We start from the raw sequence: 13,225 nt of genomic DNA on the forward strand, positions 1-13,225 counted from the left end.
TCGATCAATGTCCCCTCTGCACTCGACCCAGACCTTCCCATGGGAGCCACGTGGTGATGAAGGCGTCACTGCGCCGGGAGTGACGGACCGCCCACCCACTGCTACGTTCCGTCAGAACTGACGACAGAACGTAATCAGAAGGGTTCGCATGCCTTCCTCCACCCCCCACCTCCTCCTGACCGCCACCGTGACGGCCCTGTCGTCGGCGGCCTGACCGTCCCCGCCCTCGCAGCCCCCGCCGCGCCCGAGACGATCCTGCTCCACCAGGCCGTGGCCTCCCTGCCCGTGGCCGGTGAAGGAAACAGAGACGGCTACAGCCGCGACCGGTTCCGGCACTGGATCGACGCCGACCGGGATGGCTGCAACACCCGCCACGAAGTGCTGATCGAGGAAGCGGTCGAGCCGCCGCAGATAGCCCCGCGCTGCCGGGTAACCGGTGGTAGTTGGTACAGCTACTACGACGACGCCACCTGGACCGACACCGATGATCTCGACATCGATCACATGGTGCCCCTCGCCGAAGCCTGGGACTCAGGGGCATCGGCGTGGACCGACGACCGGCGCAAGCGCTACGCCAACGACCTGGACGAGCCGGTCGCCCTGGTCGTGGTGACCGACAGGATCAATCAGGGCAAGGGCGACCAGGACCCGGCCGAATGGCTGCCGCCCCGTCAGGACGTCCACTGCCGCTACCTGGGCGAGTGGGTGACGGTGAAACTGCGCTGGGGTCTTACCGCCGACCCCGCCGAGAAGCAGGCGATCACCGGCCTCACCGCGGACTGTCCGGACGTCGAGCTGACGTTCACCCGCGCCGATCAAGTCTGACCCGGCAGTACACCGCGCTCGCCCGTCCAGCGGGCCTACCGGTTGACGGACAGTCCATCTCACGGAGGCTCACGTGATCCCCGCCGAGCACGTTCCGGGTGACGCCATGGCCAATGCGACAGTGAGACTGTTCGCCGGCCCGCTGGACGGCATGGTGCTGCCGAACCAGAGCATTGGTCCGAACCCAGGCACGTACATGGTCGTGCCTGGGCAGATGCAGAAGGTGATCTACGATCCAGACCCACCGCCCGCCGACCAAACGCTGTGGCACTACCGAGGCGAGACCGATTGACCGTTCACGGGTAGGTGCCCGTGTCCCCCACGTCGCTGGCCAAGGGCAGGCGCTGTTGGTTCTCGACCGGAAAGCTCGGCCCTCGATAGGGACGCGCTCCCGCGCATAGAGACAGGGCGTGCTCCTCGTCATCGGTCCAGCACAGCACGCCCAGGACCAGCGAAAGCACCACCGCCCCGGCGCCGATCGCCCCCCACACGACCGCCTCAGCCGCCGACAGCGGAGCACCGAACAGCAGCGGCACCGTAGGCGGGCTGCCAGGCAGTGCCGCGATCGCCCAGGGGCAGACGAAGCGGCCAAGCACCGTGAGGGCGATCAAGAACACGCCGATGGGGGCAAGCATGCGCAACTCGTCAAGCTGGTCGCGGGGGATGCGCGCGGCAACGCCTTCCAGCATGCGCTCCAACGCGTCCATGGGACGGGGTGAGCGCATACGCGAAGTGTATGGACGGGTGGCGGCTGCTGAAAAGGTCAGGGCGTCGGCGCCGCGCCCGGCCCGTGAGCGGCGGCGGCATAGTCGTCGAGAGCGCGAGCAAGAAATGCCGTTGTTGCCTCGGCGAGTTTACGATGCTCTGCCTCTGCCAAACTCATAGAGAACTCAACACCATCGCGCGTCCGTCGCGCCGAATCCGCAGAGCTGAGCCGGATTGAAGTCCATGACCGGCCGTGGGCGAACCCTGAGCTGGCTCGCCAATGCGCCCGGATGACGTTCTTGTTGAGCCCAATGATCTCGGCTGCGTGGACGACTAGATCCGAATAGTTCAGGCGTGTCGCGACTTGATTCGCCCGCAACTTCATCGACGTTGCATGTGAGACGATCTCGCCAGCGCGTGTCGCTCCTCTCTTGGCAGGCGGTGTGACCACAAATGAAATGTCGTCTTCCCACTTGCCGCGATCCTCCATGTCCTGACGCCAGACGCGGAGGGCGCGCTCGCGGCGGACGTCGCGGCTCGCGCCGTTCAGTACCCACACCGCAAGGGCGGCGGGCTCCATCGCTCCGCGCAGTAACGTCCATGGTCCTGCATTGGTTATCATGCCAGCTCTTTTTACGAGAAGGCTGAGAGCCAGAACGTGGTCAACGGCAGCCCCAATTGCATGGATGACGACTGTTGAGACCTTCATGCCGTTCATACCTTGATCGTCTACGTCCAGCTGGCTGTATTCGTCGATCTCACCAAGGCCGAACCCTAGGTGTTCCTGATCTTCATCGTCCACCAAGGACTCAGCGATACTGAACAGGGGATAGAGGTATCCCATGTTGCCCTGGATCATGCCGTATTCCCTGCTGCGTAGGCGATTCCGGACATCAGCGTAGTGGTTTGGGCGCGGTGCGTCGCATGCTCTTCCGGCCCCGCCTGAGCAGCGGTTGCATGAACTTGACAACCATGCGTAGCATGATCGCCAGTGTGGGATTGCTATGACCCGCACGTCAGCACTCAGGCCGCCGCAGGCATGCACCCGGCGGACTTCGTCACGTCTGCGACAATCTTCATGAAGCGGGGTGGTCGCCGTGGCCCACCTCGCCTCCCAGACCTACCGGCTCGTGGCGGTGGCGGAGCTGGAGCCGCACCCCAACAACCCGCACCGGGGCGATGTCGAGGTGATCGGCGAGTCCATCGACGAGAACGGCTTCTTCGGCGCAGTGCTGGTACAGCGCAGCCGCATGCGGATCATCGCCGGTGAGCACCGCTGGCGTGGCGCGATGGCGCGCGGACTGGCCGAAGTGCCGTGCGTACTGATTGACGTGGACGACGAGCGCGCCAGGCGCATCCTGCTGGCCGACAACCGCACCGCCGCCCTTGGTTATGAAGACCCCGAAGCGCTGGCCGCCCTGCTGGCGAGCCTGGACGATCTCGCGGGCACCGGCTACAGCGACGGCGACCTCGCCGACGTGACACGGCTCGTCGCGGTGCCGGACCTGGACGAGGTCGTCGAGATGCTGGGGGAGCCCACAACACGGGACGGCTGGGTCGCGGTGCGGCTGACCGCTCCCCGCCCGGTCAACGCCGCCTGGAAGGAGGCGACGTCGGGGCGCGAACCAGCGCAGGTGCTCGCCGAACTGCTGGGCGTTGAGTGGCAGTGGGACGACGCGGGACAGCGGGACGCCGCGTGATCGACGCGCTGGTGTCCTACCACTACCTGCGCTCGGACGACCAGATGGAACGGCTGGTGAGCTGCGGCCGGCTGAACATGATCGGCGACTCCGGCGCGTATTCGGCCTACACCCAGGGCGTGAAGATCGGCCTGAACGAGTACGCGGGCTGGGTACGGCGCTGGCAGCCTCATCTGGCCTGGTGCGCGTGCCTCGACGTGCTCGGGGATCCGCAGGCCACCTGGCGCAACTGGCATGAGTTGCGAACGCGAGGGCTGGCGACGGTGCCGACCCTGCACGTGGGCACCCCGAACCGCTGGCTGCACGCCTATGGCGAGCAGGGGGTGGACTTCGTCGGCCTGGGCGGTGGCCTGACTACCGGGGACGCGGCCGGGATCCGGTGGGCGGCCCGTATGCTCGCCTACGCGCGGCGCCATCTGCCCGCGATGCGGTTCCACGGCTGGGGGATCTCCAGCCGCGCCGTGCTGGACAACCTTCCGCTGTACTCCGCGGACTCCTCCGGCACCCTGGGCGTGGGCTACCGGTTCGGGCGGCTACGGCTGTTCGATCCGCGCACGGCCCGCGACACGACGTTCTACCTCGACGGGCACTCCGCGCTGCGGCACCGCCGACTGCTGGAGCTGTTCTACGACGCGAGCCCGGAGCAGGTGCTGCACGGGGACGCGTCGAACCGGCCGCTGCTGATCCGGCTCATGGCGCGTTCGACGGCGCTGTACGCGGCCTGGCTGCGTAAGCGCCACCAGGTGACGCCGCCCGTGTATGGGCTGAACCCCGCGCGGCGAGGGCAGGGAACGCGACTGCACCTGGTGGACACCCAAGTTCGCACCCTGCTGCTCGCCGCACAGGCCGACATCGAACCGGAGGAGGTAACGGCGGCGTGATGCTGCGCACGGTACGGGTCGGCCCCATGCTGATCTTCTTCTCCAACGTCAATGTCGCGATGAGGCTGCGGGGGCATTTCCACTCCGGCCGGGTGTACGTCACCTACGAGGTGACCGGCGCGCACGGCTACCCCTCCTTCGAGACGACCAACCGGGCGCTGCTGGAGCACCTGCACACCCTCACCCGCACGACCTTTCGCGACGCCACCAACGAGGACGTGGCCGACCGGATCTTCGCCCACCTCGACGGCTGGACGCACCCCTCGTGGGAGCCCTACGGCGGACGGTATCGGCTACGGCGGATCGATCTGGACGTACTTGGCGTCTTCGACGACATCGGCCACGACGCGGGCTGGACGCGCTACACCGTCGAACGCCAGGAGGGCCGCACCTGATGCACGAGATCACCGTGCGGCACACCTTCGAGGCCGCGCATCGGCTGCCGCACCTGCCGGGCAAGTGCACCAGCCTGCACGGCCACTCTTGGCGCGTCGCGGTCACGGTGGCCGCCCCGTCGTTGGACGCGGCCGGGATGGTGGTGGAGTTCGGCGCGTTCAAGGCCCTGCTGCGCGCGTGGATCGACGAACGGCTCGATCACGGCGTGATGCTGGGCGGAGACGACCCGCTCGCCGCCGTACTCGCTGAACACGGCAAGGTGTTCTCCTCGGCGGGCTGGTGGCCCACCGTGGAGTCGGTGGCCCGGCTCATCGGCGAGGTGGCGCACGAGCTGCTGGGATCGGTACCACATGTCGCGGACGCCCAGGTGATCCGGGTGGACGTGGCCGAGACGGAGACGAACGGGGCCTCGTGGGTGGCGTGACCGGCGCGGCCGTCGAGGGCCTGGTGGTCAGCGAGGTGTTCGGCCCGACCGTTCAGGGCGAGGGCCCCTCCAGCGGCCGGCGTGCCGCGTTCGTGCGGCTGGGTGGCTGCAACCTCGGCTGCGCCTGGTGCGATACCCCCTACACCTGGGACGGCCGCCGCTTCGACCTGCGCACCGAGCTGTCCAGGGTCGCCGCCGCCGACATCGCCGACCGCATCGCAGAGATGAACGTGCCGCTCGTGGTGATCACTGGCGGGGAGCCGCTGCTCCAGCAGCACTACCCGGCGTTCGGCGACCTGCTGCGGCTGCTATGGGACGTCGAGGTCGAGGTCGAGACGAACGGCACCTGCCTCCCCTCGGCGACCACGGCGGCGGGCGTCTCACGGTTCAACGTCGGGCTCAAGCTCGCGAGCAGCGGTGAGCCCGCGTCCCGGCGGATCGTGCCGCAGACGCTCGGCTTCTTCGGCCGTTCGGCCGCACGGGGGCTCGCCTGCTTCAAGGCGGTGTGCCGTGATGCCGCCGACGTCGCCGAGCTGGCCGACGTCGCCGAGCGCCACGCGATCGACCCGGCGCACGTCTGGGTGATGCCGGAAGGCGTCACCGCCGAGACGACGACCGCCCACCTACGGCAGATCGCCGATCCCGCGATCGCGGCGGGTTTCAATCTCACCGCGCGGCTGCATGTGCTGGCCTGGAACGATGAACGGGGGCGCTGAGTGGTCGACCATGACCCCGCCCCTACGGCGGACGACGCCCGCCAGGCCGTGCGGACGCTGCTGCGATTCTCCGGCATCGACCCGCACCGGCCGGTGATCGAAGACACCCCCGCACGATTCGTCCGTGCCTGGCAGGAGATGACGGCGGGGTACGCGATGGACCCGGCCGAACATCTGGAGCGGGTGTTCACCGACGAGCACACGCACGGGCTGGTGAGCGTCGAGGCCATCCGTTTCGCGAGCCTGTGTGAGCACCACCTGTTGCCGGTGTACGGCACCGCCACGGTCGGCTACCTGCCCGCCGAAGGGCGGCTGCTGGGGCTGTCCAAGCTGCCGCGACTGGTGCAGGTGTTCGCGCGACGGCTCCAGCTTCAAGAGCGGCTCGGGCGGCAGATCGCCGAGACGATCCATCGCGGGCTGCCCGCGCTGGGCGCCGGGGTGGTCATCCGCGCTACCCACTCGTGCATGACGGTGCGGGGCGTCAACCAGCACGAGGCCGTGACGACGACCGTGTCCCTGGCCGGGACGCTGGAGTACGGCGCGCACCGCTCAGAGTTCCTCGCCGTCGCCCGCGACCACTGATCCTCCCGCTCTCTTCCCCTTCCTTCGCCTTCGCCCCCTCACGGAGGTTCTTCATGGGTTCTCGTCGTCAAGCCAAGAGCGCCGAGGTCTCCGAGCGGCGCAAGAAGGCCATGCAGATGCGCATCGCCGGCGTCAAGCTCGACGTGATCGCCGAGACGCTGGGATACAGCTCTTTCAAGGCCGTATCGGTGGACATCCGCCGGGCCTTGCAGCAGTCCAAGGCGGCCGAGGAACTCGCGTCGGAGGAAATGCTTCAGCTCACCGTCGACCGGCTGGAGCGCGCCTTGCAGGCGATCTGGCCGAAGGTGCTCAACGGTGACCTGAAGGCGGTCGAGCGGGCCGAGTCGCTGATCTGGCGGCACGCCACACTGCTGGGCCTCGACCAGCTCAACCGTCAGGGCATCGCGGACGGCGACATCGCGAGCCTGCTCGGCACGCTGCTGTCCTCCCTTCAGGCCCGCCATACCGAGCCGGTCGCCTCCGCCGAGGTGCTGGACGTGGCGGCGATCGAGGCGCGCGAACCCGCAGAGCGCGGGCCGTCGTGACCGGAACCGTCTCCCGGCCGCAGGGCGGCGGAGGTGCGGGCGCTCGGGCCAAGGCGGTGGCCAGGCCGCAGGGCCAGGTGATCCGGCTGTCGCCCAAGCAGGAGTCGTCGATTGCCAACGCCACGTCGCGTCTGGTGATCTGGTCCGGCGCGGTGCGCAGCGGCAAGACGATCGCCAGCCTGCTGCGGTGGCTGATGTACGTGGCCGCGGCTCCCCGGCGCACCGGCCACCTGGTGATCGCGGGCAAGACCGCCGACACGATCGCCAGAAACGTCATGGATCCGCTGATGGATCCGACGCTGACCGGGCCGGTGGCACGGCGGATCTTCTACAACCGAGGTGCTCCCACCTGCAACATCTTGGGGCGTCGCGTGGAGATCATCAGCGCCAACGACACCCGCGCCGAAGCTCGCTTGAGAGGTATGACGTGCAGCGGCGCGTACGTCGATGAGGCGACCCTGCTGCCGGAATCGTTCTGGGACCAGCTCCTGGCCCGGTGCAGCACGCCGGGGGCGCAGATCTTCGCCACCTGCAACCCCGACTCGCCGACGCATTGGCTGCGCAAGCGCTTCATCCTGCGCCAGCACGAGCTTGACCTGCGGTACTTCCACTTCGAGCTGACCGACAACCCCGCCTTGGATCCCACCTATGTGGAGAACCTGAAGAGGGAGTACACGGGGCTGTGGTATCGACGCTTCATCAGGGGCGAATGGGTCATGGCCGAGGGTGCCATCTACGACACCTGGGATCCGGACAGGCACGTCGTCGATGAGCTGCCTCCCATGCAGAAGTGGCTCGGCGTGGGCATCGACTACGGCACGAGCAACCCTTTCAATGCCCTGCTCGCCGGGGTCAGCGTGCCGGACGCGCAGGACCAGCGGCGGATCTACTTCACCAACGAGTGGCGCTGGGACAGCCGCGAGCAGCGTCGTCAGCTGACCGACGCCGAGTACAGCAAGGCGCTGGGGGAGTGGCTGCGGCGCATTCCGAACGCCTACGGTCCCGGCACCTCCGGGGTCGCGCCCGATTGGATGGTGGTGGACCCGTCCGCCGCCTCCTTCATCACCCAGTTGCATCGCGACGGGTTCGCACCCGTGATGGCCGACAACAAGGTGCTGGACGGCATCAGAACCGTCGCCAGTCTGATCTCCGCAGATCTGCTGCGGGTGCATCGTTCATGCGCCGGGTGGCTGGGGGAGATCGGCGGCTATGGCTGGGACGACAAGAAGGTCGAGCGCGGCGAGGACGCGCCCGTCAAGCTGGACGACCACGCGCTGGACGCCGGACGGTATCTGCTGCGCACCACTCAGGCGGCCTGGCAGCCGATGCTGGAGCCGGTGACGGACGGCTACTCCTGATGTAAGCGCTATCGCCTGCGCCGACTGACCCCCGCCCCTTCCTGCGGACGGGGCGGGCCGCTCCGCGCATTCTTCCCCGGTGCGCGTCGAGCCCGCACGGCCCGGCTCGCGGTGTTTGAGGGGCAGCGCGGGCCGGGCCGTGCCCTATTTCCGATCTTCGTGCCGCTGGCACTCAACCCGTGACCCAGGGGGCTCGCGTGGCCGACTTCCAGTTCAACATCGCCAAGGGCCGGGCCGTGGAGCTGTACCGGCGGGTCAAGGCCGGTGACCCCGCTACCAGTGCGCTGCTCGTCGTCGTTCTGGCCGCGACCGGCGTGGAGAGCGACGCGGTGTTGCGCGACAAGGACACCCTCGCCGACGTGCTGTCGGGCAGCACGGACGAGGCGAGCAACACCGGCTACGCCAGAAAGGTGCTGGGCGCCGCTGACCTGGCCGTCCCCGCCCCTGACGACGCCAATGACTGGGCCAGCATCGCGATCTCCGACCAGACGTGGCTCAATGTCCAGGCCGGGAGCAACTGGTCGAAGGTCCTCATCTGCTACCGCCCGGCCACCGCCTCACCCGACTCCGCCGTCATCCCCATGACCAGCCACGACTTCCCGATCATCCCGGACGGCTCCAACGTCGTGGCCCAGGTCGATCTCAGCGGCTTCTTCCGGGCGGTGTGACGTGGCCAAGTGCGGCTACTCCGTGGTGATGCTCGCGCCGGTCGGCCTGGCCGCCGCGACCGAGAAGTCCATCCTCGGCGTGCGCTCCGGCGCCAGCTTCGGACTGGAGGTCAAGAAGCTCCGCGTCGGCCTGTACGGCACATCCGCCAGCGGTGCGCCCGGTGACGTGCATCTCTGTCTCGCCGACTTCACTGCCAACCCGCCCGGCACCAACTCGGTCAGCATCCAGGCGCGGCAGGTCTACGGCCGAACCATCGCCTCGGGCATTACGGCCGGCGTCAACTGGTCGAACGAGCCGACCGACTTGACCGTGCTCGACTCCTGGGCGCTGAGCCCGAATGGCAGCACGGTGATCTACGACCTGCCGCTGGGCGACAGCCCCGACTGTGCCCCATCGGCGGGGTGGGTGCTGCGCGCAACCTTCCCGGCCGCCGTGAGCATCTCCGCGTCGATGTGGGTCGAGCGAATCTGACCCGCAGAAGGTGAGCACCAGTGGCGGGCATCGTGGAGGACTTCGAGGACGCGACCCTTGCCGTCACGCTGAGCGGCACCTGGACTCGCTCCACCACCCAGGCCCGCACGGGGTCTTGGTCGCTGCGCAGCGCGGTGATCGGTGGCAACGGCACGACCGACGCCGTGGTGCAGGTCCCGTCCGGCGCGACGTCGGTGCGGTTCTACTACCGCGTCAGCAGCGAATCCGGCTACGACTACTTCCGCATGCTCGTCGGTGCAACGGAGCAACTCGCCACGTCCGGAGAGGTGGGCTGGACGCTGTCCCCCGCTTACAGCGTCGCCGGGGCCTCCACGATCACCTTCCGCTACCAGAAGGACGGCGTTGACGAGGCGGGCGATGACGCCGCCTGGATCGATGACCTGGTCTTCACCGTGCCGCCCTACCAGAACAGCCTGGACGGCGGTACCCACGGCGGTGCCATCACCACCGCGAACTCCGGAGCTGCTTCCGGCGACGCATTCGGCAACATCGTGGGATCCCCGCAGTACAGCGATGCGGTCGTGCACGGCCCGTCCGGGCTGTCGGCGATCAGCGGCGTGGCGGATTCGGACACCCACATCGACTTCACCGGAATCACCTCGCCGGGGACGCTGACCTGCGCGCGGCTCTACCTGTACCGCACCGGCACCGAGGGCAGCTCCCGCAGGATCTTCGCGCTGATCGGGCCGAGCGGCATCGTCGCCACGGCGTGGGTCATGCCTGCGGGCAAGATCGCCGTCTACACCGCATCGGCGACCACGCTGCGCGTCACCACCGGTGTGGCACTGCCGGTCAACGCCTGGGCACGCGTGGAGTTCGTGTTCGACATCGCGGCGGGCGGCAGCGGCACGGTGGCCGTCTACACCTACCTCGACTCCGACTCCGCCCAGCACGACGACCTCGTGACATCCCCCAGCGGGAGCTGGCCCGGCGGCAAGCCGAGGGATGCCGAGTTCCACATCCGACGTGGAGCGGCCCTCATCTGGTACCTGGACGACCTGGCGGTCGGCCATGCCAAGCTCGGCCCTGCGGCGACCCACGTGACTCGGCGACCGAGAAGCGCAGTGAACAGCGGCGCGGTCCACCGGGCCGCCTCGTGGTGAGGGGATCGCGGCGATGGCACGCCTAGGCCGGGCGATCCCCACATACCCTGTCGTCACCCGCCCTCTCTCGACCGCTCCCGGTCTTGGCATCGCCACCGAGAACGGCACCGCACGCCCGGTCGGCCGCACCAAGATCCGCGTCCTCGGCCTCGTGACCGGGACCGGCCAAGCGCGTCCAGCCACGCCGACCAAAGCCGGAGTGCTCGGCCTGGCCGCCGAGACAACCACCCTCGGCTCCCTTGGCACCGCTCGTACGCGGACGCTCGGCACCGTCGACGAAACCGGAAGCCTTGGATCGGTCGGCCGGGTCAAGACGCGGCAGTTGGGCCCGGTCACAGAAGAAGGCATGGTCTTTCCGCTGCGCGGCTGGGCGGCGATCCGCCATGTCTCTGAAACCGGGGCCGCGCGCCCGATCACGCCCGTCAAGGCGTTCCGGCTCGGCCTGCCTCTGGAGAGCGGCACCATCAGTGCCGTCCGTGCGGCACACGGTGGGCGCCTGGCGGTGGTCACCGAGGCCGGGATGGCCGCCTCCCCGGTACGGATCAAGGTGCGCCCGGTCGCGCCGGTCGCCGAGGCGGGTCAGGTCCGGCCGATCGAGCCGCTCCCACCGCTCGTGGGCGTACTCGGGCTGGTCACCGAGTCGGCCGCGGTGCGGCCGATCCTGCGCCGCACGTCACCTCTGCGAGCCAGCCCGCCCTTCACGACCTACCGCGCGGGACCGCTCCGCTCGATCTGGCACGCCGGTTCGCCCGGCATCCGCTGGCGCACCTGGCCGCCGACAACGACCTGAGGGGAGACCCGGTGGAGGCCATCTCCTCACTCTCACGCCCGTACCTGTTCATCCGCGTCGAGGGGGCGTCCGGGGCGGAAGATGTGGAGGTCGCTTTCACCGCTCCCGGCATGGAGCCGGCCGAGGAGGACTGGCACCCGGCCACCTGGGTCAACGCGGGGGCATCCGGTGCCGACGCGCGGATCCTCATCGGCCCCGGCGGGGAGGTGGAACTGGCCAAAGGTTCGCATATGGCGTGGGTGCGGGTGACCGGTGCCGTCGAGCGGCCGGTGCTGGCTTCGGGACTGGTGCCGGTCACGTGACAGTGGACGAGGCCCTCGACAACGCGGTGCGACTGCTGCGCAACGCCGAGATCGAGCTGGATCTGACGCGGATGGACCGCGTGCAATCGCTGGCCGATTCGTGGATCAACATCGCCGTCCTGCTGAGCGAGAGGGAAAGGGCGTGATGGGCGATGCCGCTGCCTGACCACGACCAGGAGTGGCCGCCCAAGCACATCAAGCCGGAGATGGGACTGTATGCCGTCCATGGGGCCTGGTACGCGGGCGACCCGGAGCGGCTGACCGAGGTGTACGGCGGCGGCAACGTGCCCGGCATCGGGCTGGACCCCAAGGGCTGGGACCGGCCGAACCTGGGCGGCGGCTGGTGGCAACGCGCCACCCGCTGGTTCTGGGGCACCAAGACGCCCGCGACGCAGAATCGCAGCACGAAGCTCCACGTACCGATCGCCTCAGACATCGCGGCGACCAGCGCCGACCTGCTCTTTTCGGAACCTCCCACCTTGAGGGTGAGCGGCAAGAAGGGCCAGGCGCGGCTGGAGAAGATCCTCGCCGAGTCCGGGGTGTACGGCATCTGGCTGGAGGCCGCCGAGCTGGCCGCCGCCTACGGCGGTGTGTATCTCAGGGTGGGCTGGGACACCGAGATGTACGACTACCCGATCGTGGACGCGCTCCCGGCGGACGTCGGCATCCCGGAGTTCTCCACCGGTCGCCTGAAGGCCGTGACCTTCTGGCGAGTGGTGCATGAGGACGGCAAGGAAGTCTGGCGCCATCTGGAGCGACACGAGGTCGGCAGGGTCTACCACGGCCTGTACCGGGGCGATGCCGATCACCTGGGACGGCAGGTGCCGCTGACCGACCACCCGGCGACCGAGGGCTTCGCCGCGATGGTCGGTGAGGACGGCGGCTTCGACTCGGGCTACGACAAGGGGCTGCTGGTCGGCTACGTGCCCAACATGAGGCCGCACCGGACCCTGCGCGGCACCCACCTGGGCCGCAGCGACTACGCGGGCGTCGAGCCGATCATGGACGCTCTCGACGAGACCATGACGAGCTGGATGCGCGATCTGAGATTGGGCAAGGGCCGTGTGATCGTGCCCGAGGTCTACCTGCAAAACGCAGGGCGAGGCCGCGGCGCGCTGTGGGACCCCGACCGGGAGATCTACAGCGGCCTGGCGATGCTGCCGCCGCCCGGTGGGTCGGGCGCGGCCGAGCTGACGATCAGCCAGTTCGAGATCCGCGTCGCCGAGCACAAGGAGACGGCCCGGAGCCTGACCGCGCAGATCCTGCGCGGTGCCGGGTACGCGGTGCAGAGCTTCGGCGAGGACGACAACGGCGGCCAGGCCGCCACCGCCACTGAGATCCACATGCGCAGGCACAAGAGCTACACCACCAGGGGGCGCAAGATCGGCTACTGGACGCCCTGCCTGGCCTGGCTCGCCGAGTGCCTGCTGGCGGTGGATCACAGCGTCTACGGCACGAAGGTGGTCAGCGAGCGTGCTGGGATCGAGTGGCCGGATGGTGTCATGCCCGACCCCGAAGCGCTGAGCCGCACCCTGGACATGCTCAACCGCGCCCAGGCCGCATCCGTCGAGACGCGGGTGCGGATGCTGCATCCCGAATGGGAGGACCCGCAGGTGCGGGCCGAGGTGACCAAGCTGCGCGAAGAGATGACGATCACGGTCAGCGACCCGGCGGAGCTGTCGGAGACCTACGTGCCCGATGCCAGGGACGACGACATCGCCGCATAGCGGCAGGGGG

General features: G+C 68.8%; 19 protein-coding genes. 17 read left to right on the forward strand and 2 right to left on the reverse strand.

Going from position 1 to position 13,225, the window contains the following annotated elements; genetic code table 11:
• Positions 1–270: 270 nt before the first annotated feature.
• Together P3X83_RS28890 and P3X83_RS28895 are read left to right on the forward strand one after the other, a co-directional pair.
• The gene (locus tag P3X83_RS28890; RefSeq protein WP_277308410.1) at positions 271–825 is read left to right on the forward strand and encodes an HNH endonuclease family protein; all 555 of its coding nucleotides are present in this window, start codon (positions 271–273) and stop codon (positions 823–825) included.
• 73 nt (positions 826–898) lie between these two features.
• Positions 899–1,117 (forward strand): hypothetical protein, encoded by a 219-nt coding sequence (locus P3X83_RS28895; protein WP_277308411.1) that lies wholly within the window; start codon positions 899–901, stop codon positions 1,115–1,117.
• A gap of 4 nt (positions 1,118–1,121) precedes the next feature.
• Here the strand turns inward: P3X83_RS28895 and P3X83_RS28900 are convergent, their stop codons facing one another.
• Positions 1,122–1,532: a hypothetical protein gene (locus P3X83_RS28900; RefSeq protein WP_277308412.1), complete on the reverse strand. Its 411-nt coding sequence runs from the start codon at positions 1,530–1,532 to the stop codon at positions 1,122–1,124.
• 56 nt (positions 1,533–1,588) lie between these two features.
• On the reverse strand, positions 1,589–2,389 hold the full coding sequence (locus P3X83_RS28905) for a hypothetical protein (protein ID WP_277308413.1): 801 nt from the start codon (positions 2,387–2,389) through the stop codon (positions 1,589–1,591).
• A 238-nt stretch (positions 2,390–2,627) separates the two neighbouring features.
• Here P3X83_RS28905 and P3X83_RS28910 point away from each other — a divergent pair, with 238 nt between their 5' ends.
• The 15 genes from P3X83_RS28910 (at position 2,628) to P3X83_RS28980 (ending at position 13,215) form a co-directional block, all read left to right on the forward strand.
• On the forward strand, positions 2,628–3,230 hold the full coding sequence (locus P3X83_RS28910; protein WP_277308414.1) for a ParB N-terminal domain-containing protein: 603 nt from the start codon (positions 2,628–2,630) through the stop codon (positions 3,228–3,230).
• On the forward strand, positions 3,227–4,111 hold the full coding sequence (locus P3X83_RS28915) for a hypothetical protein (protein ID WP_277308415.1): 885 nt from the start codon (positions 3,227–3,229) through the stop codon (positions 4,109–4,111). Before P3X83_RS28910 ends, P3X83_RS28915 begins: the two co-directional genes overlap by 4 nt.
• Complete coding sequence (locus P3X83_RS28920; protein WP_277308416.1) at positions 4,108–4,506, forward strand: hypothetical protein; 399 nt, start codon at positions 4,108–4,110, stop codon at positions 4,504–4,506. Before P3X83_RS28915 ends, P3X83_RS28920 begins: the two co-directional genes overlap by 4 nt.
• Complete coding sequence (locus tag P3X83_RS28925) at positions 4,506–4,931, forward strand: 6-carboxytetrahydropterin synthase (RefSeq protein WP_277308417.1); 426 nt, start codon at positions 4,506–4,508, stop codon at positions 4,929–4,931. The genes P3X83_RS28920 and P3X83_RS28925 overlap by 1 nt, the downstream gene beginning before the upstream one ends.
• Entirely contained in the window at positions 4,919–5,647 is a 729-nt protein-coding gene (locus tag P3X83_RS28930) for a 7-carboxy-7-deazaguanine synthase QueE (protein WP_277308418.1), read from the forward strand. Before P3X83_RS28925 ends, P3X83_RS28930 begins: the two co-directional genes overlap by 13 nt.
• Positions 5,648–6,229 (forward strand): GTP cyclohydrolase I, encoded by a 582-nt coding sequence (gene folE / locus P3X83_RS28935; RefSeq protein ID WP_277308419.1) that lies wholly within the window; start codon positions 5,648–5,650, stop codon positions 6,227–6,229.
• A 53-nt stretch (positions 6,230–6,282) separates the two neighbouring features.
• A complete protein-coding gene (locus P3X83_RS28940; RefSeq protein WP_277308420.1) occupies positions 6,283–6,774 on the forward strand; it encodes a hypothetical protein in 492 nt (163 codons plus the stop codon).
• The gene (locus P3X83_RS28945) at positions 6,771–8,132 is read left to right on the forward strand and encodes a PBSX family phage terminase large subunit (protein WP_277308421.1); all 1,362 of its coding nucleotides are present in this window, start codon (positions 6,771–6,773) and stop codon (positions 8,130–8,132) included. The genes P3X83_RS28940 and P3X83_RS28945 overlap by 4 nt, the downstream gene beginning before the upstream one ends.
• Positions 8,133–8,329: 197 nt before the next feature.
• The gene (locus tag P3X83_RS28950) at positions 8,330–8,800 is read left to right on the forward strand and encodes a hypothetical protein (protein WP_277308423.1); all 471 of its coding nucleotides are present in this window, start codon (positions 8,330–8,332) and stop codon (positions 8,798–8,800) included.
• 1 nt (position 8,801) lies between these two features.
• Positions 8,802–9,272 (forward strand): hypothetical protein, encoded by a 471-nt coding sequence (locus P3X83_RS28955; protein WP_277308424.1) that lies wholly within the window; start codon positions 8,802–8,804, stop codon positions 9,270–9,272.
• Positions 9,273–9,292: 20 nt separating this feature from the next.
• A complete protein-coding gene (locus P3X83_RS28960; RefSeq protein ID WP_277308425.1) occupies positions 9,293–10,396 on the forward strand; it encodes a hypothetical protein in 1,104 nt (367 codons plus the stop codon).
• 13 nt (positions 10,397–10,409) lie between these two features.
• Positions 10,410–11,186, forward strand: coding sequence for a hypothetical protein (locus tag P3X83_RS28965; protein WP_277308426.1), 777 nt, complete (start codon positions 10,410–10,412; stop codon positions 11,184–11,186).
• An 11-nt stretch (positions 11,187–11,197) separates the two neighbouring features.
• Entirely contained in the window at positions 11,198–11,488 is a 291-nt protein-coding gene (locus P3X83_RS28970) for a hypothetical protein (RefSeq protein WP_277308427.1), read from the forward strand.
• Complete coding sequence (locus tag P3X83_RS28975; RefSeq protein ID WP_277308428.1) at positions 11,485–11,634, forward strand: hypothetical protein; 150 nt, start codon at positions 11,485–11,487, stop codon at positions 11,632–11,634. Before P3X83_RS28970 ends, P3X83_RS28975 begins: the two co-directional genes overlap by 4 nt.
• Before the next feature lie 6 nt (positions 11,635–11,640).
• Positions 11,641–13,215 (forward strand): phage portal protein, encoded by a 1,575-nt coding sequence (locus tag P3X83_RS28980; RefSeq protein WP_277308429.1) that lies wholly within the window; start codon positions 11,641–11,643, stop codon positions 13,213–13,215.
• The last annotated feature ends 10 nt before the right edge of the window (positions 13,216–13,225 follow it).

Origin of the sequence: Spongiactinospora sp. TRM90649 (assembly GCF_029382225.1) — a bacterium.
GTDB lineage: Bacteria > Actinomycetota > Actinomycetes > Streptosporangiales > Streptosporangiaceae > Spongiactinospora.